Origin of the sequence: Enterocloster citroniae (assembly GCF_040545455.1) — a bacterium.
Lineage (GTDB): Bacteria > Bacillota > Clostridia > Lachnospirales > Lachnospiraceae > Enterocloster > Enterocloster citroniae.
The window spans coordinates 60,535-82,072 of record NZ_JBEPLZ010000015.1 but is presented as its reverse complement, the minus strand read 5'-3'; the positions used below and the strand labels follow the sequence as shown (position 1 = coordinate 82,072).

The 21,538-nt window shown below is 47.3% G+C and carries 19 protein-coding genes; 14 read left to right on the top strand and 5 right to left on the bottom strand.

What is annotated here, in order from left to right:
• Positions 1–8: 8 nt before the first annotated feature.
• The 5 genes from ABID13_RS18295 (at position 9) to ABID13_RS18275 (ending at position 5,017) form a co-directional block, all read left to right on the top strand.
• Positions 9–236, top strand: a complete 228-nt coding sequence (locus tag ABID13_RS18295; RefSeq protein ID WP_007870602.1) for a helix-turn-helix domain-containing protein — start codon at positions 9–11, stop codon at positions 234–236.
• On the top strand, positions 229–1,791 hold the full coding sequence (locus tag ABID13_RS18290; RefSeq protein WP_053095379.1) for a DUF4153 domain-containing protein: 1,563 nt from the start codon (positions 229–231) through the stop codon (positions 1,789–1,791). The genes ABID13_RS18295 and ABID13_RS18290 overlap by 8 nt, the downstream gene beginning before the upstream one ends.
• 440 nt (positions 1,792–2,231) lie before the next feature.
• Entirely contained in the window at positions 2,232–2,774 is a 543-nt protein-coding gene (locus ABID13_RS18285) for a DNA topology modulation protein (protein WP_048931068.1), read from the top strand.
• A gap of 20 nt (positions 2,775–2,794) precedes the next feature.
• The gene (locus ABID13_RS18280; protein WP_048931084.1) at positions 2,795–4,378 is read left to right on the top strand and encodes an aminotransferase class I/II-fold pyridoxal phosphate-dependent enzyme; all 1,584 of its coding nucleotides are present in this window, start codon (positions 2,795–2,797) and stop codon (positions 4,376–4,378) included.
• A 42-nt stretch (positions 4,379–4,420) separates the two neighbouring features.
• Positions 4,421–5,017 carry a guanylate kinase gene (locus tag ABID13_RS18275; RefSeq protein ID WP_048931067.1) on the top strand — a complete coding sequence of 199 codons (597 nt, stop codon included), beginning with the start codon at positions 4,421–4,423 and terminating at the stop codon, positions 5,015–5,017.
• A 130-nt stretch (positions 5,018–5,147) separates the two neighbouring features.
• Here the strand turns inward: ABID13_RS18275 and ABID13_RS18270 are convergent, their stop codons facing one another.
• From ABID13_RS18270 to ABID13_RS18260, 3 genes are all read right to left on the bottom strand, one after another.
• On the bottom strand, positions 5,148–6,044 hold the full coding sequence (locus ABID13_RS18270; protein WP_197092215.1) for an NAD(P)-dependent oxidoreductase: 897 nt from the start codon (positions 6,042–6,044) through the stop codon (positions 5,148–5,150).
• Between the two features lie 210 nt (positions 6,045–6,254).
• On the bottom strand, positions 6,255–7,454 hold the full coding sequence (locus ABID13_RS18265; RefSeq protein WP_048931065.1) for a M24 family metallopeptidase: 1,200 nt from the start codon (positions 7,452–7,454) through the stop codon (positions 6,255–6,257).
• 105 nt (positions 7,455–7,559) lie between these two features.
• Positions 7,560–8,870, bottom strand: a complete 1,311-nt coding sequence (locus ABID13_RS18260) for an SLC13 family permease (RefSeq protein WP_082174000.1) — start codon at positions 8,868–8,870, stop codon at positions 7,560–7,562.
• 220 nt (positions 8,871–9,090) lie between these two features.
• Between ABID13_RS18260 and ABID13_RS18255 the strand changes: the two genes are divergently transcribed.
• Positions 9,091–9,699, top strand: a complete 609-nt coding sequence (locus ABID13_RS18255) for a LuxR C-terminal-related transcriptional regulator (protein WP_048931063.1) — start codon at positions 9,091–9,093, stop codon at positions 9,697–9,699.
• A 19-nt stretch (positions 9,700–9,718) separates the two neighbouring features.
• The gene (locus ABID13_RS18250) at positions 9,719–10,480 is read left to right on the top strand and encodes a class II aldolase/adducin family protein (RefSeq protein WP_048931062.1); all 762 of its coding nucleotides are present in this window, start codon (positions 9,719–9,721) and stop codon (positions 10,478–10,480) included.
• A gap of 362 nt (positions 10,481–10,842) precedes the next feature.
• On the opposite strand, the gene ABID13_RS18245 is transcribed toward ABID13_RS18250, so the two are convergent.
• On the bottom strand, positions 10,843–11,649 hold the full coding sequence (locus tag ABID13_RS18245; protein WP_007870589.1) for a helix-turn-helix domain-containing protein: 807 nt from the start codon (positions 11,647–11,649) through the stop codon (positions 10,843–10,845).
• Between the two features lie 277 nt (positions 11,650–11,926).
• Between ABID13_RS18245 and ABID13_RS18240 the strand changes: the two genes are divergently transcribed.
• From ABID13_RS18240 to ABID13_RS18220, 5 genes are read left to right on the top strand one after another with little or no spacing between them, the layout of a single operon-like run.
• Positions 11,927–13,111 (top strand): TolB-like translocation protein, encoded by a 1,185-nt coding sequence (locus tag ABID13_RS18240; protein WP_045091681.1) that lies wholly within the window; start codon positions 11,927–11,929, stop codon positions 13,109–13,111.
• A 14-nt stretch (positions 13,112–13,125) separates the two neighbouring features.
• Positions 13,126–14,529 (top strand): ABC transporter substrate-binding protein, encoded by a 1,404-nt coding sequence (locus tag ABID13_RS18235; RefSeq protein WP_045091682.1) that lies wholly within the window; start codon positions 13,126–13,128, stop codon positions 14,527–14,529.
• A gap of 9 nt (positions 14,530–14,538) precedes the next feature.
• Complete coding sequence (locus tag ABID13_RS18230) at positions 14,539–15,456, top strand: carbohydrate ABC transporter permease (protein WP_048931061.1); 918 nt, start codon at positions 14,539–14,541, stop codon at positions 15,454–15,456.
• The gene (locus ABID13_RS18225; protein WP_048931060.1) at positions 15,443–16,294 is read left to right on the top strand and encodes a carbohydrate ABC transporter permease; all 852 of its coding nucleotides are present in this window, start codon (positions 15,443–15,445) and stop codon (positions 16,292–16,294) included. The genes ABID13_RS18230 and ABID13_RS18225 overlap by 14 nt, the downstream gene beginning before the upstream one ends.
• Before the next feature lie 54 nt (positions 16,295–16,348).
• A complete protein-coding gene (locus ABID13_RS18220; protein WP_048931059.1) occupies positions 16,349–18,118 on the top strand; it encodes a glycoside hydrolase family 2 protein in 1,770 nt (589 codons plus the stop codon).
• 125 nt (positions 18,119–18,243) lie between these two features.
• Here the strand turns inward: ABID13_RS18220 and ABID13_RS18215 are convergent, their stop codons facing one another.
• Positions 18,244–19,164, bottom strand: a complete 921-nt coding sequence (locus ABID13_RS18215) for a LysR family transcriptional regulator (protein WP_045091684.1) — start codon at positions 19,162–19,164, stop codon at positions 18,244–18,246.
• Positions 19,165–19,362: 198 nt separating this feature from the next.
• Between ABID13_RS18215 and ABID13_RS18210 the strand changes: the two genes are divergently transcribed.
• Positions 19,363–20,199 (top strand): MBL fold metallo-hydrolase, encoded by an 837-nt coding sequence (locus ABID13_RS18210; protein ID WP_045091685.1) that lies wholly within the window; start codon positions 19,363–19,365, stop codon positions 20,197–20,199.
• 18 nt (positions 20,200–20,217) lie between these two features.
• On the top strand, positions 20,218–21,498 hold the full coding sequence (locus ABID13_RS18205) for an SLC13 family permease (RefSeq protein ID WP_045091686.1): 1,281 nt from the start codon (positions 20,218–20,220) through the stop codon (positions 21,496–21,498).
• Positions 21,499–21,538: the final 40 nt, after the last annotated feature.

Sequence of the window (21,538 nt, the reverse complement as noted above, 5' to 3'; positions counted from 1 at the left end):
GGGATATCATGGGAATTGTGATTAATCTGGACGTTATGATGGCCAAACGAAAAAAAGGTCTTAAGGAATTGGCTGCAGAGGTGGATATCACCATGGCAAACCTGTCCATCCTTAAGAATAACAAGGCAAAGGCGGTCCGCTTTTCTACCCTGGAGGCAATCTGCAGGGCGCTGGACTGCCAGCCCGGGGATATACTCATATATGAACCTGAGAAAGGAGATGACCCTGATGTATGATGAGATTCTGATACAAAAGACGCCCCCGGTGCAGGGGCAGACAGATGCGGCAGAGGGGCGGGAGGGCGGATATGCAGGCGGGCAGGTATCTATGGCGGACCGGCGTGCGCTGTCCAGGCGGGAAGTGAGGCTTAGGGAACTGGGAAATGATTTTGGATTTTTGGGCATTCTCAGTATTGCTTATGGAATCATGGCCAGCTTTTGCTTGTATCACAACCCGCTGGGGATTGCCGTTCCTGTGTTTGCCGCGGTTTCCTACGGTGTCATATTCCTTGTGCTAAAAAGGATAAAGGTGAAGATCAAAAAAGGATCCCTGTTCCTGGGGGCAGTAACCTTCTTGATCGGGCTGTCCACCTGTTTTACCACCAATGTAGTGGTGGGGTATCATATGAACCGTCTTGCCATGGTGCTGCTGTTCTGTATCTTTATCCTCCACCAGTTCCATGAGGACGGGAAATGGAATGTGGGAAAATATGTTACGTCCATCCTTATCTATCTGGCCCAGGCGCTGAGTATGATATATTGTCCCTTTACCCATCTGATCCATTTTATCAGATCCATTAAAAGCAGGAAATACAGGACTGTGTTAAGGCTCCTGGCAGGCGTGTGTGCGGCGGTCCCTGCCATGATCATCCTCAGCCTTCTGCTTGCCAGTGCGGATATGGTATTCCAGAATATGCTGGATACGGTCATAGAGGAATTTTTAAACCCGTTCACCCTGTTTCTTGTGACGCTTCAGGCCGTTGCATGGACACTTACCCTGTACTGCCTGGTATGCAGCGCATGGGCCGGGGAAATAAGCGATGATACGGCTGACAGGCAGTGCTGTTCCCCTGTGGCTGCCATCAGCTTCATGTCCATGATCGCAGCCGTTTATCTGGTATTCTGCGGCATTCAGATCGTATATCTGTTCATGGGGCGGGGGAGCCTGCCCTGGGGGATGACCTATTCGGACTATGCAAGACAGGGATTTTTCCAGCTTTTGTTTGTGGCGGTCCTAAACCTGGTCATGGTTTTGATGTGCATTAAATATTGCAGGGAACATGTCCTGCTAAAAGCCATACTTCTGGTGATCAGCCTTTGTACCTACGTGATGATCGCATCGGCGGTATACAGGATGATGCTTTATGTACAGCAGTACCATCTCACGTTTCTGCGGGTGCTGGTACTGTGGTTTCTGGCCATGCTGGTGGTTCTGATGGCAGGTGTGGTGCTGCTGATATTCAACCGCGCATTCCCGCTGTTCCGGTTCTGCCTGGTGGCCATAAGCGTATTTTATCTGGGATTTGCATGGATAAAACCAGACTATGTCATTGCACGATACAATGTGGAGCACGGTGCGTGCCAGGGGGAGGAAGGTCTGGGATACTTTGCCGCGCTGTCATCGGATGCCGCGCCTGTGGTGGCCGGTCTTAAGGACCTGGAAAAAAGGGATGAACTCCTGCGCAGGTACGCCCGCATATATGATTATGTTGACAATGGAGCCATGGGGCTTAGAACCTGTAATTTCTCTGCGCTGAAGGCAAGAAAGCTGTGGGTGCAGGTGCAGGAGTAATGATCGAGGGGGAAAACCGGAGAGAAACGGTTTTCCCTTTTTCAACCTTCAGAACCGTTAACGCTTTATAAGGGATGCATACCTGGCCCGAAGGCTTTCCGGATACCGGCTGCTGTCAGCGCTTCCGGTCTGCTGGTGCATCAGGGTTAAGATGAGGATATCCAGGAGCCATGATCTTGTGGTCTGATTTGCTGGAAATACCGTCATCGGAATTTTTGGCCATGCTGTCATTGTGCAAGAAATACAGGGTCCCCGTACTTGTGAGCAGTGACGCCCATATTTATTATGCCGTTTGCCTGCGTTCCCTTGTTTATTAAGGGTAACGTCAGTGGACGGCGCTGTTTATTGATTAAAACTCTTTGAATCCAATGGGTTTTCATGTATACTATGATATGGTAATAAACGCTTGATCGGATCATGTCACACAGGGAGGTATGGGAATGAAGGTTGCAGTTATAGGATACAGCGGTTCCGGCAAGTCCACACTGGCCAAGAAACTGGGCCGGATCTACCAGTGCCCGGTCCTGCATCTGGACAGGATCAATTTTGAACCCGGATGGAGGGAGCGCGATCCTGAGGATGCCAGGCGGACCGTCTCCGGTTTTTTGGATGAGAACGGGGAGAACGGATGGATCATTGACGGAAATTATTCCGGTCTGTGCCAGGAGCGGAGACTGAAGGAGGCGGATCTGATCGTGTTCATGGATTTTCCCAGAAGGATCTGTCTGTGGCAGGCCATGCGCCGCTATGTAATGTACCGGGGCAGGGTGAGGGATTCCATTGCGGACGGATGTGAGGAAAAGATGGATCTTCCATTCCTCATGTGGATCCTGAGGAATGGAAGAAGCCGGAAATATAAGAATAGGTACAGGGAGATACAGGAATGTTATCCTGAAAAGACACTGGTCATCAGGAATCATAAAGAGATGTCGGACAGCCTGATCCGTCTGGCACCCAGAAGCAGGTTAAAAGCATGGAAATGAAAAAGATAACGCAAAGGGAAATGCAAAGGGAAGACCTGCTGGTCAACCGCCTGGTAAGGTATGGGAAAACCAATATGTACCCATTCCACATGCCCGGCCATAAGCGGACCGGAAGCATGGGATTCCCGGATCCCTTTACAGTGGATATAACGGAGATTGACGGATTTGATAATCTCCACCATCCGGAAGGAATACTGAAACGATCCATGGAATGGGCGGCCGGTGTATACGGTGCGGACAGGACGTATTACCTTGTAAACGGCAGCAGCAGCGGTATTCTGTCGGCCATATGCGGAACGGTTCCAAGAGGCGGCCGGATCCTGGTGAGCAGGAACTGCCATAAGGCCGTGTATCATGGAATCTTTTTAAACCAGCTGAAAGCGTCCTATGTTTATCCACAGGAGGTTCCCGGATTGGGGATACAGGGAGGGATTACGCCCCAGGATGTGGATCAGATGCTAAGGCGGTACATGGATACCAAGGCGGTTCTCATCGTTTCACCCACCTATGAGGGCGTGGTGTCGGATATCAGAGGAATTGCCCAGGTGGTCCACCGGGCAGGGCTTCCGCTTATTGTGGACGAGGCCCACGGCGCACATTTCAGGTATGGGGAAATGTTCCCGTGTTCCGCCCTGGATCTGGGAGCGGATGTGGTGATCCAGAGTGTGCACAAAACCATGCCCAGCCTGACCCAGACCGCACTGCTTCATATTAAGAACAACCGGCCGGAGGGAGGCTGCTATGCCAATGCACAAAAGATCGACCGCTATATTCACATGGTGCAGACCACCAGTCCCTCCTATGTGCTGATGGCCAGTATTGAGAACAGTATCTATCAGATGGAGCACATGGACCTGGAACCATACAGCCAGAGGCTTGGAACGCTGAGGCAGAGGCTTTCGGGCCTTAAATGCCTGCGCCTTGCGGGTCTGGACCTGAAGGGAACCAGCGGTATATTTGACCTGGACTGTTCCAAGATCGTACTATCTACCAGAGGGACTTCGCTGGCGGATGCGACCGGCTGGGAAAAGAGCGGAATAAACAGCGGAATAAACAGGGGGGATAACGGACCGGGGAGCGGCCAAGGGAGAGGACCAGGCAGCGTGTCAGGGGCCGGGCCGGGCAGCGATTCCCTTCCCTGTTTTACAGGCGCCATGCTGGATGATATACTGAGAAGGGTGTACAGGCTGGAGATGGAGATGTGCGGTGCGGATTATGTGACAGCCATCAGCACGGTCATGGACAATGACCAAGGGCTCAGCCGGCTGGGGGACGCCCTGTGTGAGATTGACAGCCGGTTGAAACCGGTATCCTGGGACACTACGGCCAGCAGTGTATACAGTATGCGGAGCGACACGGCCATGACCATAGCAGATGCCATGGACGGGGAACTGCATGACGTAAAGCTGAAGGACAGTGCCGGATGCATTTCCGGGGAATTTATTTATATCTATCCGCCGGGTATCCCCATTGTGGCGCCGGGGGAATGGATCAGCAGGCGGGCATTGGATATCATATTGGAATATATGGATAAAAAGCTGCCGGTGCAGGGGCCTGAGGACCAGGAACTGACGTATTTGAAGGCAGTGAAAACAACAGACTGATATGGGACAGTAAAAGTACTGAATATAAAGACGGAGAATGAAATGGGAAAGATATTTTATGTAATGGGAAAAAGCGCATCGGGAAAAGATACCATATACAAGCAGCTTCATGCCAGGATGCCGGAGCTTAAGACCGTGCGTATGTATACCACCCGCCCCATCCGGGACGGGGAAACAGATGGCGTGGAATATTTCTTTGTGGATGACGGTCGGTTGGAGCAGTGCCGGGAAAATGGTACTCTGATCGAGTGCAGGACCTATGATACGGTGTATGGGCCATGGAACTATTTTACAGTGGATGACGGGCAGATCGATCTGGAACATGGTTTCTACCTGGTCATGGGTACTTTGGAGTCCTACGAAAAAATGCGCCTGTTTTACGGGTCGGAGGCACTGGTCCCCCTCTACATTCACGTGGAAGACGGGCTGAGACTGAGGCGGGCCCTGGAGCGGGAAGAACAGCAGAAGGTGCCGCGGTACAAGGAAATGTGCCGCAGGTTCCTGGCGGATGAGGAAGATTTTAAGCTGGAAAACCTGGAGCGGTGCGGAATTGAAAAATGGTACCAGAACGTGGTGTTGGAAGATTGTCTGAAAGAGATCATTGATGATATTGGGATGTTTATGGGGAGTGGGAAATAGGGAAATGCGGAAAATAACTGATATTATCTGTCTCCAGGCAGTCTTTATTGGAGACAGATAAAGGCCATCCGCGTATTCTGCATCTTTTTATTTAATTTTACTCTTAGAGAAATCTTCGCAGGCAGAGCACCTATTTTATTCTTTCCTGAAATTTTTCCAGTGCACCTGGATTTACCAGATATTTTGGCGGTACCCCGTCCAGAATGTTCATTATATTTTCTACGGCAGCTTCAGGCAGCTTTAGCTGGCATTCCAAAGCATGGCCTACAATATGAGGTGTCAAAATTACATTGTCCATTTTTCTGAGAGGGCTGTCCTTAGGAAGTGGCTCTACCTGGAAGGTGTCAAGGGCTGCACTGGCTACTTTGCCTGACTTCAGTGCTTCGGCCAGTGCATCTTCGTCAACCACCTGTCCTCTGGAGGTATTCACAAAACGTACTCCGTCCTTCATTTTTCCAAAAGCCTCTCCGTTAATCATTCCTCTCGTTTCATCTGTAACTATAAGGAATACCCCAAGAATATCACTTCTGGCGTATAGAGTGTCCAAATCTACCATCTCTATATAATCCGGCACATTCTTCCTGTCAATATAAGGATCATACGCAATAATGTCCATATTCCAGGCGGCCAGCCTGTCTGCAACCTCTCTTCCGATACGTCCCAGGCCTAGAAGTCCTACAGTCTTTTTATACATCATTCTAGCCCAATGCTCATGAAGAGATGGTTCCGGCAGGTCTTCCCTCAGAAGACGCATAGATTTAAAGGGGTCATACATCAACATGAGCATAAGCATAACGGTGGCTTCTGACATTTCAATATAGTTTTCAGGAATTGCTCCGTTTCCCACTAAAATTCCTTTTTCCGTAGCCAGTTTTACATCTATCGTATCAACAGCAATGGTTGGATTTACAATGCCCCGAAGTTTAGGAGCCATCTCTATGATGCGGTTGTCACAGATGCTTCGGGAACTGAACATAGCTACATCTGCATTTCCAAACAGCTCTTCCAGGCTTTCATTAGGGTACATCAGCCGCTTACCCTTTTTTGTTTTTGGTCCCCGTATAACATGAATACCTTTTTCCTCCAGACGGACGGCAATTTCATCCATGATCTCCGGAATCTTATAATCATCGGCAATAAAAACCGTATAGTTTTTCATTCTTTTTCTCCTTCGGTACCGCCACCGGTGCAGCAGTCTGCTTTGCTTTCTGCTTGTACCGGTGGCAGCGGTAAATCGTTAGCAATGAACTACTTTGATTAATTCCTGGGAGGTCTTATGGATTCGTACCGGTTCTGCATCTGTGGTCAGATAATTGTCGCAGGCAAAGGCATAAGCTCCGTTTTTCGCAAATGTAGGATGGATGGCAATGTTCATATTCGGTCTGATGACCATTGGATCTTCGCCGCGTATTCCCGGACGTTCCATTAGATCGTAACCCTGACCGTGGGCATGGATGCGAGTTTCCTTTGCATATCCCATATGTTCTACGTATTCATTGTACTTATCATATATTTCTCCACAGGTAGCTCCCGGTTTCAGAAGAGAAGCTGTATAATGCTGAGCTTTTACCGCATCATCCCAGACCTTCTGCAATGTCTCATCCGGTTCGCCTAAAATAAAGGTTCTGCCCAGTTCTACCCACAATCCGCCGGGACCATTGGGTTCCAGCATAACCATAACTGCATCTCCTGCTTCGATTCTGCGGTTTTGATAGAAATGAGCTTTATGCCCGGCTTTTTGTCCCAAAGGTGCGGAGCCGATCATAATCAACTGTTCTTCGCTTCCTTGATTAGTCAGAAGATGGATAATATGGCTGCGAAGCTCATATTCATACATGCCTGGTTTTAGAAAGGACGGAATGGCATTCATTACATAGTCCTGAAGCTCTGCAGACAGACGCAGAATTTCGATTTCTTCTTCATTTTTTATTGCCTTCAACTCATCAATGGCATTTGTAAAATCTACAAATTCTACCTGGCCTGTCAATGCCTCGGTAAGGTATTGATAGAAACTGCCCAGCATGGAACCAATACGTACCAAACCTATTTTTTTATCATCTCTCTTTTTGATCAGATCAGCTACGCCCCTTGCATCAGCAGTGCTTAATTCCGGTACGTACGTAGGGAAAATAGGCACACCGATACGGTCCTTTACGCCTCTGCAGCCATAAGCTGGAGTCTGAGACAGGCTGTGGCCGCCTCCGTTGGCAAAGACGGTCATTTCGTCATCAATAGGGAAAAATACTGTAACTGGATTGGAAAGGGAACCGATGTCTGTAAAATACCGCACCATACCATTGCGGTATCGGTGCTCATTTTGGATAACTAGGGCATCCACATTCTCTTTTTTCATTTCTTCACGTACCATGTCCCATCTTTTTTCCAGGGTTGCATCGGAAATCGGTTTGCGTAATTTGTCAGGTTCAAATGTATACATAGTCATTACCTCCTACTACAATATATTTATGGCTGCTTATAAATTAATACATTATTAAGTTGCATAAAAATCAAATATCATGAAAGAGTTCAACAGCATTTTCTATTAAAGGCTAAAGATTCCGAACAAGCCTATGCATGCTTCTATAAACAGAATAATCATAGTGGAAAATGCTGTCAGAAACAGCTTGTTAAACATAATCTGATTATCACAGATATCTTCTGTACACGCTCCCATAATCTGGCCGCCTCCACCGGATAAAGGTGACATTGCTGTTGTAGCAGAACCGATTATAAATACAGACAGGGCCATGACCGGATTTAGACCATAATTCATGGCAAACAAGCCTGCAATTGGAAGTACCGTGGGATAGACGACAGACAGGGAGCTGGAGAACAAACTCATTACTCCTGCAATCAAAAGGAATACCGGCCCTACAAGGCCTGCAGGGATACCTTCTGCAACTTCTGTCAGATAATCAAATACGCCTAAGGTACTGGCCAGGTTTACCAGCATACCCATTCCAAAAACCATGCAAATGGTATTCCAGGGAACCAGATTTTTTATAATGGATTTTTCATTTCCAAGGCCTAAAAGCATATTCATAAGAGAACCTACCAAGCAAAGAGGCACAACGTCACACATACCTGCAATTGCCTTAAATAAGGGGTTGTCAATTTTCTTTGCCAGAAGCGGCATAGAAATTACAAGCAACAGTACGATTCCGATTTGGATGAGGCTCAACTGTTGTACATGGTTCAGTTTTCCGGGCTGTTCCACATTTTCAATTTTTTTCAGCTTATAATTTTGGAAAATAAAGTAAAATGCAATGACTACAATTATGTAAACAATAAAGGATGTAAACCACCATTTCCAGTTTAGCCTCATAGATACGTCAGCCCAGGCTCCATCGTTCATGGTTTCAATAATGGCTCTTGCCGTAGAGCCATGAGTACCCCAAGGCAGATAAGAGCCACACTGGGTACCGATTAAACAGATAGCTCCTGTTTCCCATGCTTTCATTCCGCTTGCCATTCCTACCGGGAATGCAATTGCTACGGAAAAGACAACCATGTTTGCTCCGCCGATACTGCCCAGCACTAAAGCAATAAAGAAGAAGATAAAAGGCATCATCTTAGGCACATCCTTTGTAACATACAGCATTTTTCGGGCGATCCAGTGTACTGTGCCATTGTCAATAAAATAGCCGAAGAAAAGACTGATAGAAAATAATGTAAGCACAACGTTGACTGGAAATCCCGCCTGCAGTGTTTTGAACTTTGTACCTGTGGCAATGGCTGCAATAATGGCAAAGGATAATCCTACAATTCCCGGATTTACCTTTTTCACAAAGCTGATAATAATAGTAATAATAAAGAAAACCCCTAGCATTAGTGATATTTGTCCTACACTCATATATCCCCCTCCTTAGTTATAGAACTCATGTTATTTATTAATTCTATTGTACCTGATAAAGCCTGCCTTCTAAATAGCTCTACCTTGTGAAAAAGAGCTATTTTTTTTAGTTCTTTGGAACTATTTTTAGCGGTTTATTTTATAGAAAGTTGACAAAAAGATAGTTCTTGATAGAATAAAAGAAGTAGGCATGAGAAAACTTTGAAGATAGGATGCAGACATGAAATGTAGTATTGCAATTATAGAAGAACGGGAATTGTTCCGGAAAGGTATCTGCAGGCTGCTCTCTTCCATTTCCTGGATTTCCGTCCTGTATGAAACAGGTGATGTTAAGGAAGGTTTTGAAATTCTATCCAAGCATCAGCCGGGGATTCTGCTGGTTGACCCTTTTACCAATAAGCGGAATCATCCTGATATTCTGAAACATATAAAAAGTCTGTCTCCAACCACCTGTATTGTAGCTGTGACAGACTGTGATTCTCCTGAAGAAATCGCCTTTGCAGCGGAAAACGGTGTCAAAGGCTATTTCTTGAAGAGTGCATCTTTTAATGAATTTGAAAACGGTCTTTTCCATGTAGCTAACGGGGAGTACGGCGTTTCTGCCGCCCTGGCTCCTGTACTGTTTGAACTGTTATCCGGGTCAAAATCAGGAGAAACGCTGACCTCCAGGGAAGTTGCCATTTATAATCTTATGCGCTGCGGTAAGACAAACCGGGAAATTGCCGATGAACTTCACATTTCCCTTTATACGGTCAAAAACCATGTGAGTAAAATTATCAAAAAACGCAATTTAAAAAACAGGTATCAGTCGCTTCGTAATTCAGACTAATACCAGAAGGGAATATAAAATGGCTGTTTTTTCAAATATGATATCTTTTAATCCAAATCCCCGGACGGCCCAGGAAGCTATAGAGCAGTGCGTCATTGTAAACCGCCTTCTGGCCAATGAAGGAATTTTGGATGCCTACGGGCATGTTAGCGTAAGAAATCCGGAAAACCCCAACACCTTTTTTCAATCACGCCGCATGGCTCCAGGATTAGTTACCCGGAAGGATATTATGGAACTTGATTTAGACGGAAATGTAGTTTCCAACAAACAATTCCAGCATTTTACGGAAATTTTAATGCACAGTGAAATTTATAAGGTCAGGCCGGATGTCAATGCGATCTGCCATAACCATGCCAAAGAGCTGATTCCGTTTTCTTCCACCGGGACGCCTTTGCGCCCTATCTCTCAGACTGCCGGCATGTTTTACAAGGGAATCCCCGCTTTTCACAATCCTACGGTGAATTCCGGCCTGTTGGCTAATACCCGTGAGGTCTGCCAAAAGCTGGCCCAGGTATTGGGAGATTGCCGGGCCGCTTTTATAGGCGTACATGGGGTCGTAGTCATAGGAGAGAATGCTATCAACTTGATTACCGGATGTACGGTCCTCAGGGATAACGCTGTTTCCCAGTTCCAGGCCATGCAGCTTGGCAGCCCCAGATACCTGACAGAGGAGGAAGGGCGGGCGGCCACGGAAACGATGCTTTCTCCGGAAGACGGAGAACGAATGTGGAGCTACTGGCTGAACCGGGCTAAAAATACACTGACCGACCTTTACTGGTGAATCCGGGAAAATGTCCATTTTGGTGATAATAAAGTAGATGATTTTTCAATGTCTACTATCATCTCCCTTTAGGAGACAGAGATGATGCAATTTCCGGCATGTGCTGCGTCCAGAGGATAAACTGGTATTTTATCCATGTGACTTAAACCTGCGGTACATGCCATATAATCTGATTTCTTCCTTTCCAATCATTTCTATTAAGACAGGATTCTGTAAAATGCATACCAGATACAGGTTCAAGCATCTAATATCTGCTCTATGATACCATGCCTTAAGGTTGGTATATTTCTGAAATTCCCTTTTTAATATATTGTGCTGTACACATCTGATAAAGGTTCCTTAATATTGATCTAACAATAGTCCTACAAAGGTGTTCTGGAAGTATTGCGGTAATTAGACGGTGTAATGCCCATGCTTTTTTTGAAAAAACGGGTAAAGTGGCTTTCATCATAAAAACCCAGCTTTTCACTGATATCCCGGATGGAACTTTCGGAATTTTGGAGTAGAAAGCAGGCTTTCATGATCTTCAGCTTATTATAATACTCAACAGCGCTGCACTCAAACTCATCATGGACCAAACGTTCCAGATGGGTTTTACTGATGTTCAGATAGGAACACATCTGGGGCAGGGTGAAGGTCAGTCCATCATCATGGGCGATCATATCCAGGAACCGGTCCCTGAAGCTTTTGTCCGCTGTATCAGATGCCTGTTCAATAAAAGACAGCACCAGGGCTTCTGCATTGTTCTGAAGTTTCAGCAGGTTTAATTTAGTCAGGTCACGCACGGACTTGATCATCTCCTCAAAATGGGTGGGGAGCAGATGCATCTTAACAATGGAAAAACCGGAGGGAAAGGTCTGATTCAAAAGGGCGCAGAGATCGTTTTCCTCCGTGTCAAAGATGTCCACGCCGATCTGGCAATACCCCTTCTTGGAATTTAATGCATGCGGGACATAGGGCGGGAGTATGACCGCATGGTTCTCATGTATAATGTGGGTACTCCCCTTGATGTCTACTTCCAATGTACCGGATGTGACAAATATAATGTGAAAAAAGTTGTGGCTGTGGGGGCGGAGCTGAAAGTCCGGCAAGCGTTTGATCACATGGATCAGCCGGAAAGGACTTGAGAGCTGGATCATGGCTCCTGTTACAATGCTGAAATTATCCATATAAGACCTCCGTTTACATAATCTCCTGATTTGGGTTAGTAATTGTAAAATTTAAATGGTCTGAATATACAATTATATGGGTATATTGTGAATTGAAATACAAAGGAGATTACTATATAGTAGTGATATAGATAAAGAATACATGGATATCCATAGAAAATATGTATAAAATGTAGGGGGAGTTTTATGGTATAAACTAATATTATGGTAAAAAGATATGAAAGTCAAGGGAGAAATGTATAATATTTGAAAACTCCAAAAAGAGGAGAAATTTACAATGAATGGTATATTAGATGCAAATCATATCAAAGTCCGGAGGATTTCCCCGGATGATGGGGGGCAGTATTTTTTTGGCTACTATGACAACAGGGCATTCCACCCTGACGGGAAGCTTCATCTATGTCACCGGGTCCCGTTTATGGACCGTCTTCCCACTGGAGAGGACGAATGTGAACTGGGGAGCCTGGACATGGATACCGGTGTATTCAGTCCAGTGGCGTTAACCAGGTCCTGGAATTTCCAGCAGGGCGCAATGCTTCAGTGGAATCCGGTGAATCCGGATGAGATTATCTATAATGTTTATACGGATCATGGCTACCGGGCTGTGGTAAAGAATATCCACAGCAAAAAGGAACGCATGCTTCAACGGCCCTTGGCCAATGTATCTGCGGATGGGAAATGGGGTTTGTCCATTAATATGAACCGCGTATATGATTTCAGGGCCGGATACGGATACTGCAATGAAGTGGATGCCTGGAAGGATCAAAATGCGCCTGAGGAAGACGGGGTATTCCTGGTAGATATGGAGAGCGGGCAGGCAAAACAGATTATTACATATGCACAGCTGGACCGGATCTATAACTGGGAGAACGGACATCACATAGACAGGAAGATCGTTATCAACCACATTACCTTTAACCAGGAGTCGGACCGCTTTTTATTTTTGGTAAGGTTTTTCCCTGAGCCGGGCGGAATGTGGCGGACAGGGCTGGGGACCAGCGATCTTGGCGGAAATATTTACAAGCTCCGTCCCTATACCTTTGCTTCCCATTACTACTGGGGAAAACAGGGGAAACTGATGCTTTACGGGGACTGCGCAGAGGGGGACGGACTGTATGTAATGCAGGATGAGACACAGGATTATGCGGTCTATGACAGGGCGTTATTCCATGAGGACATTCACTGCAGTTATTCCCCGGATGGACAGTGGCTGATCGGAGATGGTTATCAGGACAGGGATCAATACAGACCTGTGTATTTGTACCATATAAACAGCAAAAGGGGCATGGTGGTCGGCAGGTTTTATTCCCCCCATCTTTCCTCTATGGATATAAGATGCGACCTGCACTGCAGGTGGGATCCAAACGGCACAGGCGTATCCTTTGACTCCATCCACGAGGGGAAACGCAGGGTTTATATGATGGATCTTATAGAAGCAATGAGTGTAATTAAAAACAAATAAAGGGAGGATACATTATGAGAAAACACAGATTGGCAGTTATGATGCTTGCGGTTGCCATGTCATTGTCCGCATGTGCAAAGGGCGCTTCGGAGCCGGCAAAGACAGAGGGCGTTCAGACAGAAAAAACGCAGGCGGCAGGAGACCAGGCAGCAGGGGGACAGGAGGCAGGCACCCGGGCCGATGGCACCCAGGCAGCCGGCGCACAGGGACAGTCGGACCAGCCTGTAAAGATCACGATCTGGTATGAGGGGAATGATTCCAGGCTTCCTTTCTTTAAGGCGGCAGAGGCGGAGATGCAGAAGGATTATCCCAACTACTCCATTGATGCCATTACCTTTGACAATGCTACACTGACAACAAAAGCATTGCAGGCAGTTACCACAACAGGCGGTGTGGACCTGATATTTAATGAGGCATCCCGGCTTCTGGTGACCCATCAGCAGTCAGGGGGCGGATTTGAGGCGCTGGATGATGTACTGGCAGCATCTGAGAACCATGATGTGGTGACGGACAGCGACATGAAGATCATATCAGCTGATGGACAGCTGATCGCATTTCCCATTAACCGTTCTGTAAACGGTCTGGGATACAAAACTGATGTGGAAGGCGTGGAAGTAACTGAGGATAAGATCCCGACCACCTTTGATAAATTCCTGGCCCTGGGAAAGGAGTATAAGAATGCAGGTATATCCGGTTGGACCCTTCACCTGGGAACCGATCCGGGACAGGCGTTCAACCTGTTCCTTACCGGAGGAAATGGAACCTCGGATGTATGGATCAACAATGTGCCTGAGAGCCGGATTGAAGCCCATAAAGATCAGTTTGAGAAGATCATCCAGCTGTATGCGGGGCCTGATGCCATCTGGGACAAAGATGCTGTCAACGAGGATTTCTCAGCCATGTATACAAAGATACAGAGCGGCAGCGTGGGGATGTTCCGTGTGGGCAACTGGAATGCAGCGGGATGGGACCAGCCGGACAGCGGCGTGGGCGAATATTCGGTTACGACCTGGCCCACATTTGACGGAAGCGGAAAGGGCGGCCTGTTCCTGGGCGGTGTAAGAGGGATCGCAATGCCTAAAAATGCGCCTGAAAAGGAAGCTGCAAAAGTATTCTTAACCTATTGCCTGTCAGAGGCAGCGCAGAAAGCCAGTTTTGATACCATGGGTTCCTGCATGGATTACAGTGTTGTGGATACAGAGCAGCTGAGCAAGAACCAAAAGATCTTTTTTGACTCAACCATCCCCATTTACCCCAGCGATTCTTATGTAGGCGTATTCCCATACTATCCGGATATGCTGGAAACATATGAAAAGGGTCTAATGAACGCATTCAGCGCAAAGGATGAGGCCGGTATACAAAGCGCTATTGAAAAGCTGCACGGGGATGTGAACGCAGTGATTCAGGAAAATAAGTGAGGTTAATGGATGAAAGGAACCCGGAAGATTATCCCGCACCGCAAGTGCGGGGTGATCCTTAAAAAGTATTGGATGTTATATTGCTGCATCGGCGTATTTGCCGTGGTATCCATTGTATTTGGCGTGTATCCTATGATATGCAGTATATTCTATTCCTTTTTTAAGACCAACACCATATTGACAGAGCCTGTATTTGTGGGGCTGGGAAATTATATGAAGCTGTTCAGGGATTCCTATTTTTGGGATTCCCTGAAGGTAACCCTGCTTTTTACTGCCTTAAGTGTTCCTCTCAACATGGTTGCGGCACTTTTGCTGGCTCAGCTTTTGGATTATAAGGGGATCTGCCGGGGGGCCCAGCTCATATTCAAGCTGGCGATCTTTATTCCATTTATTACACCGGACGTGGTCAGCGCTGTTGTATGGAAACACTTTTTTAACAGTAACGGCGCCATGAACAGCCTTCTTGAAATATTGGGGCTTTCGCCCCTGGGATGGCTGACAGAGGCTAACCTTGCCATTGGGGTCTTGGCTTTTGTGGAGTTGTGGAAGCATGTGGGTCTGTACACCATTATATTCCTGACCAATTATCAACTGATAGACAGAAGCATGTATGAAGCCGCCACCACGGATGGGGCGAACGGATGGCAGACGTACGCCTACATTACTCTTCCTTCCCTGAAACCGGCGTTTATGCTGAATGCAGTCTATGCAATCATTCAGTTTTTAAAGACATACACGGTGTCTAGGATCATTACTTTTGGCGGGCCTAATTATGCAACCAATTTCTTGTCGTATTATGCGTACAGTAAATATGAGAAAATGGATTTCGGATCAGCCACGGCAATTGCCACATTTCTATTTTTGTTAATAGCACTTTTGACACTGGTTGGTTCAGCAGTAGGGAGACGGTTAAATGAAACAAAATAGATTCATAACATGGATAGCTTATGGGGTACTGATCATAATTTCCTTTATTATGGTGTATCCATTTCTCTGGATGCTGTTCGGTTCATTTAAGACCAACCAGGAGATCATACAGTATCCGCTGTCCCTGATCCCGCAAAAGTGGGTGTTAAATGGATGGAAGGGAATTCTTACATTATCCGGAAATTCCTTGTGGCATTACTTTAAAAACAGCATCATTATTTCAGGGGGCAGCACCCTTTTGGTGGTCCTGGCAACATCCCTGGGCGGGTATGCGCTGTACAGAAAGGGCAGCCTTCCGGGGTTTTCCATGATCCAGACCTCTTTTTCGGTAAGCATGATGTATCCGGCCGTGCTGCTGCTCATACCCCTGTATGTGATCGTGGTTCAGCTGGGGCTGTATGGAACCAACAATTTCTGGGGGATCATATTGGCGTCTTCCACAGGCGCATGGGGAGCGGCCCTTCCCTTTTTCCTGTTTAAGAATTTTTTCCAGTCCCTTCCCTATGACCTGATTGAGTCCGCCACTATAGACGGAGCCACGGAATTCCAGATATTTTTTAAAATTGTCACACCGGTCATGTATCCTGTTTTTACCACAGCCACCCTTATATCATTTTTGTCCAGCTGGGGTCTGTGGCTTCCGGTACTGATGCTGTCAAAAGATATGAGCACTTATAATCTGGCAGCCATGCTGGTAAACCTGAATTCGGATCTGGGAGTTGATTTGTCCATGACCGCGGCACTGTCGACCGCCATATCGCTGCCGGTTGTATTGATATTTTTAATTACCCAAAGAAAAGTAATGGAAGGAATTGCTGCGGGCAGTGTAAAGGGATAGTGCTTTATTCCGGCGGCCGCCAGCAGAAGGCAATGAGAAAAAGGAGATAAGAAAATGGATCGGATGAAGGATGATTACAAAGATATATTGGATTTTCAGTTTGACAAAAAAAATCAGATCGCATTTACCACAGTCCAGTCCTGTGTGTACACAGATCACCGGAAACCGGAAAGCCTGGACGGCGTATGGGGGTTTACGCCGGATGTGTTTCGCAGCGTAACAAGAAAGAACCTGTTTTCTGCCTCTGGAAAAGATGAGCAGGGCAGGGAGGTTCCCATGGACCTGGATTTTTCATCCATGGAAAAGATACAGGTCCCCGGATGCTGGAACTGTCTGGATGACAGGTATTGGCTGTATGAGGGGGAGGCGGTTTATTCCAGGACCTTTGTCTATTCAAAGGAAAAGGAAGGGGAACGGATCATACTTCGGGTCGGGGCAGCCAACTATGAGTGCAGGATCTGGCTGAATGGAACACTCCTGTCCAGGCATCAGGGAGGATTTACGCCTTTTTATACGGAACTGACCCAGGATCTTAAGGAAATAAACCACATTGTGATCACTGTTAATAACAGGAGGGAACCGGACCAGGTACCGTCCATGAATTATGACTGGTTCAATTATGGGGGAATTACCCGGTCAGTGGAACTGTTCCGGCTTCCTGCCGTGTATATTAAAGATTTTACAGCATCCCTTGTACCTGACGGTACATACGGGAGGATTGAACTGAAAATAAAACTGGATGCCCCGGTGCAGGGAGCCTGCTGTCATTTTAAGATCGAAGAGCTTGGAATATCCCGGGAAGTTCTGACTAATGAACGGGGAGAGGCGAGATGTGTAGTCCAGGCTAACCCCCAATTATGGGACTGCGAACATCCAAAGCTGTATGAGGTTCAGGCGCGGTGTTTAGAAGACCAAGTCAAGGACCGGGTGGGGTTCAGGGAGATCAGGTGTGATGGAAAGGATATTTTTCTAAACGGCAGGAAGATCTATCTAAAGGGGGTATGCTGCCACGAGGAGAGCAGGAACAGGGGCAGGATACAGACTGATGAGGAGCGCCTTGAGATCCTGAACACGGCCAAGGACATGGGCTGCAATATACTGCGGCTTACCCATTATCCCCACAGTGAGAGGATGGCTGTGCTTGCAGATCAGGCCGGAATGATGCTGTGGGAAGAGATCCCCGTATACTGGGCCTTGGATTTTGAGAATCCAGAGACTTACAGCAATGCAGAAAATCAGATGAGAGAGCTTATGTTCCGGGACAAAAACAGGGCCAGCGTAGTGATCTGGAGCGTGGGCAATGAGAATCCGGATATCCAGTCACGCCTTGATTTTATGAAAGGGCTTTTAGAGACTTGCAGGAATTATGATCCCACAAGGCTGACCAGCGCCGCCTGCCTGGTAGATGTGAATACCATGTGTGTAAAGGACCGGCTGGCGGAATTTGTGGATGTGGTTGCGTTTAATGAATATTACGGCTGGTATTACAGGGATTATGAAGGTGTGAAGGTGATTCTTGACAACACGTCCATTGACAAGCCCATGGTCATTACTGAGACCGGTGCAGGTGCAAAAGCAGGCCACCACGGAGGAGCGGAGGAATTGTTCACGGAAGAACACCAGGAACGGGTATATGAAAACCAGATCCGGTACACGGACGGAAGAATACAGGGTATGTTCCCATGGGTACTGTTTGATTTTATTTCCCCCATACGCAAGCATCCCATGCAGGGAGGAAAAAACAGCAAAGGTCTGGTTGCCATGGACAAGGCGACACGCAAAAAAGCCTTTTATGTAATGCAGGAGTATTATAGGAATAAGTAAAAGAACAGAGGACACGGAAGATCCCCGGGCGCTGCAGCTGTCAGGCAGCGCCCGGGAATTTTTTACGTTTCGGCAGAGAGAAAGACAAGTCATGTCTGGGCAAACCATGCCTGCCCCTCTCCTTCCTACACAAGCGGCTTTCCCTGTGTATACAAAGTACACAACCTAAGAAAGGCCTTTTCCGGCCTTGTAAGATAGGTACCTTTCAGATACGCCATGCACCGCATCCAGCTCTGTCTGGGAGAGACTGAGAAGTAGACAATAGGGGCATTGGCCTCCACGTAGGATTGAGGAAAGAATGCGGGACAGACCTGGTTTTTTACCATGTTTACAACGGTCAGGGTGCTGGTGGATTCAAACAGGATCTTGGGATGAAAGCCAGCCTGCTCAAAGGCCAGGTTGATCATGTCGCGCATTCTGGTCTCCTTGGAGATCAGGGTAAAGCATTCGTTTCTGAGAAGCTTTAAGTCCAGTTGGGGAAATGTTTCCCAGCTCCTCTCCCCTGCCAGATATGCTAGTGGGTGGCTTTTGGGCAGTCCCAGAACCATCAGTTCCTCCGCCATATCCAAGTATTCCAGATCCGGGTTTTTAAAGCTGCCTGAATAGGTCAGTCCGGCCAGGGTCACTTCCTTTTTCAGGAGCAGCTGCTCCATCTTCTTGACCCGCGCTTCCTGGATGCGGAATGTGACATTGGGATATTTTTGATGAAATACGGGGTAGACGTAGGAGAACATAAGGGAGCCACGCTCAGGGGTGTATGCCAGGGAGATCTCTCCGGTATTTTCCTCCGAAATATCGTGGATGATCTTGTACGTTTCTTTTTTCATATCCACCATCTGATGGGCAGTTGCCAGATAGATCCTGCCCGCAAAGGTGGGGATCATGCCGGTCTTCCTCCGCTCAAAAAGCCGGGTGCCAAGCTCTTTTTCCAGGCGGAGAAGCTGCTGGTTCAAGGCGGACTGGGTGAGGAACAGTTTTTGGGATGCTTTTAATATGCTCTGTTCCCGCTCAATGGCGATGATGTTTTCAATCTGATGAATGTCCATGGTATCTCCTTTTTATCATTTGTGATAGGGACGGTGCAATAGAGGCAGGCGTATAACTTAATTTAATTAAGTCTGATAATAAAAATGCATAAGTTGAAATAAGTTTACGTCTCCATTATAATCAAAACAGACAGATAACTCAAGCCGGTTGAGAAATGTGATCCGTATTTACCCATACCTAGATAGGAGGAATAACAAATGGCATTTCGATGCACAAAACCAACGCCCCATCCTGTAAAGACCCTGGCATATGAGCCCTGGGCCCTGACCGTCAAACCGTTTCAGGTATCCCCCAGGACCTGGTATGTAGCAGGACAGACCTGGGTGGGCTGCTATTTGATCGATACCGGCAGCGGACTGATCCTGATTGACACAGCCATTCCGGAAAGCATGTATCTGCTGGTGGATTCCATCTACCGGCTGGGATATAAACCAGAGGACATTAAGAAAATCCTTCTCAGCCACGCTCATTTTGATCACTGCGGGGCGGCCAGGGCCATGAAAGAACTGACGGGAGCTTCGGTGTACCTCTCCTCTGAAGATTATGAATTTTACCGGAAATGTCCCAAGGAAACCTTGGTACTGGATCCTGATTCTCATCCCCAGGATTTTACAGTGGATGCCTTTTACTCAGATGAAGAGCCGGTTACATTAGGGGACATATCCATCCGGACCATGCTTACCCCAGGGCATACCATCGGATGCACCAGCTTTTTCTGGGAGGAGAAAAACCCTGTGAACGGGGAAACGTATGTGGTTGCCATGCATGGGGGCGTGGGGGCCAACACAATGAATGACGACTATTATGCCTCCAGTACCTATCTGACCCCGGATCTGAGGACCAGGTTCCTGAGGGATGCAGAAAAATTAAAGGGGATCCATGTGGATATCGCCCTTCCAAGCCATCCCAACCAGATTGAGATTGTGGACAGGGCAGGACAGTATACCCATGAGGCCCAGCCGTATCTGGATGACACGGTGTGGGCAGAGTTTGTTGAGGAGAGAACACGCCAGGTAAGGGAACTGATGAAATAAACACAGGGGAGAAAAACAATGGAAATGTACATAGTATTGGCGGTAACGCTGTTTATGATGATATCATTTATACTGCACAAGGTACCCTTTGGAGTTACCACCATGGCATGCTGTCTGATCCTTGCAATGACGGGGATCATGGATGTCCAGTCAGCGTTCAGTGGTTTTGGAAATAAGATCGTGGTGCTGATCGCACCCATGCTGGCCCTGAGTTCCGTACTAACAAAGACCAGCCTGGTTGCCAGGATCAGTTCGGTCATGAATACCATTAAAGGAAGGCGGGGTATGCTGCTGGTGGCGTCATTTTTCCTGATCGGCGCCATATTTGCCCAGTTTATACCGACCACAGCAGCGATCACGATTTTGGTGGTGTTTTTATCAACCCTGGATAACACAGGGGATATTACGGCCAAGCGGGTCCTGCTTCCGCTGTTAGGCGTCATGGTTGCCTGGAAGTTCCGTTTTCCCATTGGCCTGGGTGCATCAACCTTTGCCACGGTCAACGGCATGTATGAGGGGATCATACCCAATCCCGAGTTTCAGCTGACCATGCTGGATCCATTTATCTTCTCCATTCCAGCCATGATCTTACTCACCCTGTACTGCCTTTTTTTCTGGAAGCTGATGCCAAGAAGTGAGGAGGATATCGACCAGTCAAAATTAAAGGAAACCAAAAAGGCGGAAATGCTGTCCCACGGGCAGGAAGTACTGGTATACGCTGTGTTTGCAGTGGTCATGCTCCTGATGATGCTGAATAAATGGACCGGTAACATGCTGTATCTGGCGCCGGGACTGGGTGTCCTGATCCTGATCTACGCCAAGATCCTCAGGGTGGATGAGGCTGTAAAAGGCATGACCTCCGACATGGTGTGGATGATAGCCGGTGTATTGGTGGTTGCGGACGCCCTGGGAAAATCCGGGGCAGGTAATGCGGTGGGAAATCTGATCCTCAGAGCCCTTGGCAGCAATCCCAGTTCCCTGACCGTAATGTTGATGTTCTCTGCAGCAACCGTTGTAATGACCACATTTTTATCCAATATGGCAACGCAGACGGTCCTGATCCCCATTGCCGCATCGGTGGCTCTGGCAGGAGGATGGGATCCAAGAGGGATCGTATTGATCATAGGTACCTGCAATTACTTTGCACTGGGATTTCCCTCAGGTTCAGGGGAGGCGGCCGTCTGTTTTGCCGCAGGTGGATATAATCCGGTAAAGGTGTTAAAATTCACATTCCCATTTATGATAGTGGCCATTCTGACATGCGCATTCACGGCAAATGTCATGTATCCTATTTATTGATGTGTACTGTAAAAAGGGAATCTATGCCGACTTAAAAATA

What these genes read in the sequence shown, in the direction of transcription:
- ABID13_RS18275 (WP_048931067.1), top strand. Translation starts at nt 4,421, where the DNA reads ATGGGAAAGATATTTTATGTAATGGGAAAAAGCGCATCGGGAAAAGAT.
- ABID13_RS18235 (WP_045091682.1), top strand. Translation starts at nt 13,126, where the DNA reads ATGAGAAAACACAGATTGGCAGTTATGATGCTTGCGGTTGCCATGTCA.
- ABID13_RS18215 (WP_045091684.1), bottom strand. Translation starts at nt 19,164, where the DNA reads ATGGACATTCATCAGATTGAAAACATCATCGCCATTGAGCGGGAACAG.
- ABID13_RS18260 (WP_082174000.1), bottom strand. Translation starts at nt 8,870, where the DNA reads ATGAGTGTAGGACAAATATCACTAATGCTAGGGGTTTTCTTTATTATT.
- ABID13_RS18270 (WP_197092215.1), bottom strand. Translation starts at nt 6,044, where the DNA reads ATGTACCCTAATGAAAGCCTGGAAGAGCTGTTTGGAAATGCAGATGTA.
- ABID13_RS18255 (WP_048931063.1), top strand. Translation starts at nt 9,091, where the DNA reads ATGAAATGTAGTATTGCAATTATAGAAGAACGGGAATTGTTCCGGAAA.
- ABID13_RS18230 (WP_048931061.1), top strand. Translation starts at nt 14,539, where the DNA reads ATGAAAGGAACCCGGAAGATTATCCCGCACCGCAAGTGCGGGGTGATC.
- ABID13_RS18290 (WP_053095379.1), top strand. Translation starts at nt 229, where the DNA reads ATGTATGATGAGATTCTGATACAAAAGACGCCCCCGGTGCAGGGGCAG.
- ABID13_RS18250 (WP_048931062.1), top strand. Translation starts at nt 9,719, where the DNA reads ATGGCTGTTTTTTCAAATATGATATCTTTTAATCCAAATCCCCGGACG.
- ABID13_RS18265 (WP_048931065.1), bottom strand. Translation starts at nt 7,454, where the DNA reads ATGTATACATTTGAACCTGACAAATTACGCAAACCGATTTCCGATGCA.
- ABID13_RS18205 (WP_045091686.1), top strand. Translation starts at nt 20,218, where the DNA reads ATGGAAATGTACATAGTATTGGCGGTAACGCTGTTTATGATGATATCA.
- ABID13_RS18280 (WP_048931084.1), top strand. Translation starts at nt 2,795, where the DNA reads ATGCAAAGGGAAGACCTGCTGGTCAACCGCCTGGTAAGGTATGGGAAA.
- ABID13_RS18240 (WP_045091681.1), top strand. Translation starts at nt 11,927, where the DNA reads ATGAATGGTATATTAGATGCAAATCATATCAAAGTCCGGAGGATTTCC.
- ABID13_RS18295 (WP_007870602.1), top strand. Translation starts at nt 9, where the DNA reads ATGGGAATTGTGATTAATCTGGACGTTATGATGGCCAAACGAAAAAAA.
- ABID13_RS18245 (WP_007870589.1), bottom strand. Translation starts at nt 11,649, where the DNA reads ATGGATAATTTCAGCATTGTAACAGGAGCCATGATCCAGCTCTCAAGT.
- ABID13_RS18210 (WP_045091685.1), top strand. Translation starts at nt 19,363, where the DNA reads ATGGCATTTCGATGCACAAAACCAACGCCCCATCCTGTAAAGACCCTG.
- ABID13_RS18220 (WP_048931059.1), top strand. Translation starts at nt 16,349, where the DNA reads ATGGATCGGATGAAGGATGATTACAAAGATATATTGGATTTTCAGTTT.
- ABID13_RS18225 (WP_048931060.1), top strand. Translation starts at nt 15,443, where the DNA reads ATGAAACAAAATAGATTCATAACATGGATAGCTTATGGGGTACTGATC.
- ABID13_RS18285 (WP_048931068.1), top strand. Translation starts at nt 2,232, where the DNA reads ATGAAGGTTGCAGTTATAGGATACAGCGGTTCCGGCAAGTCCACACTG.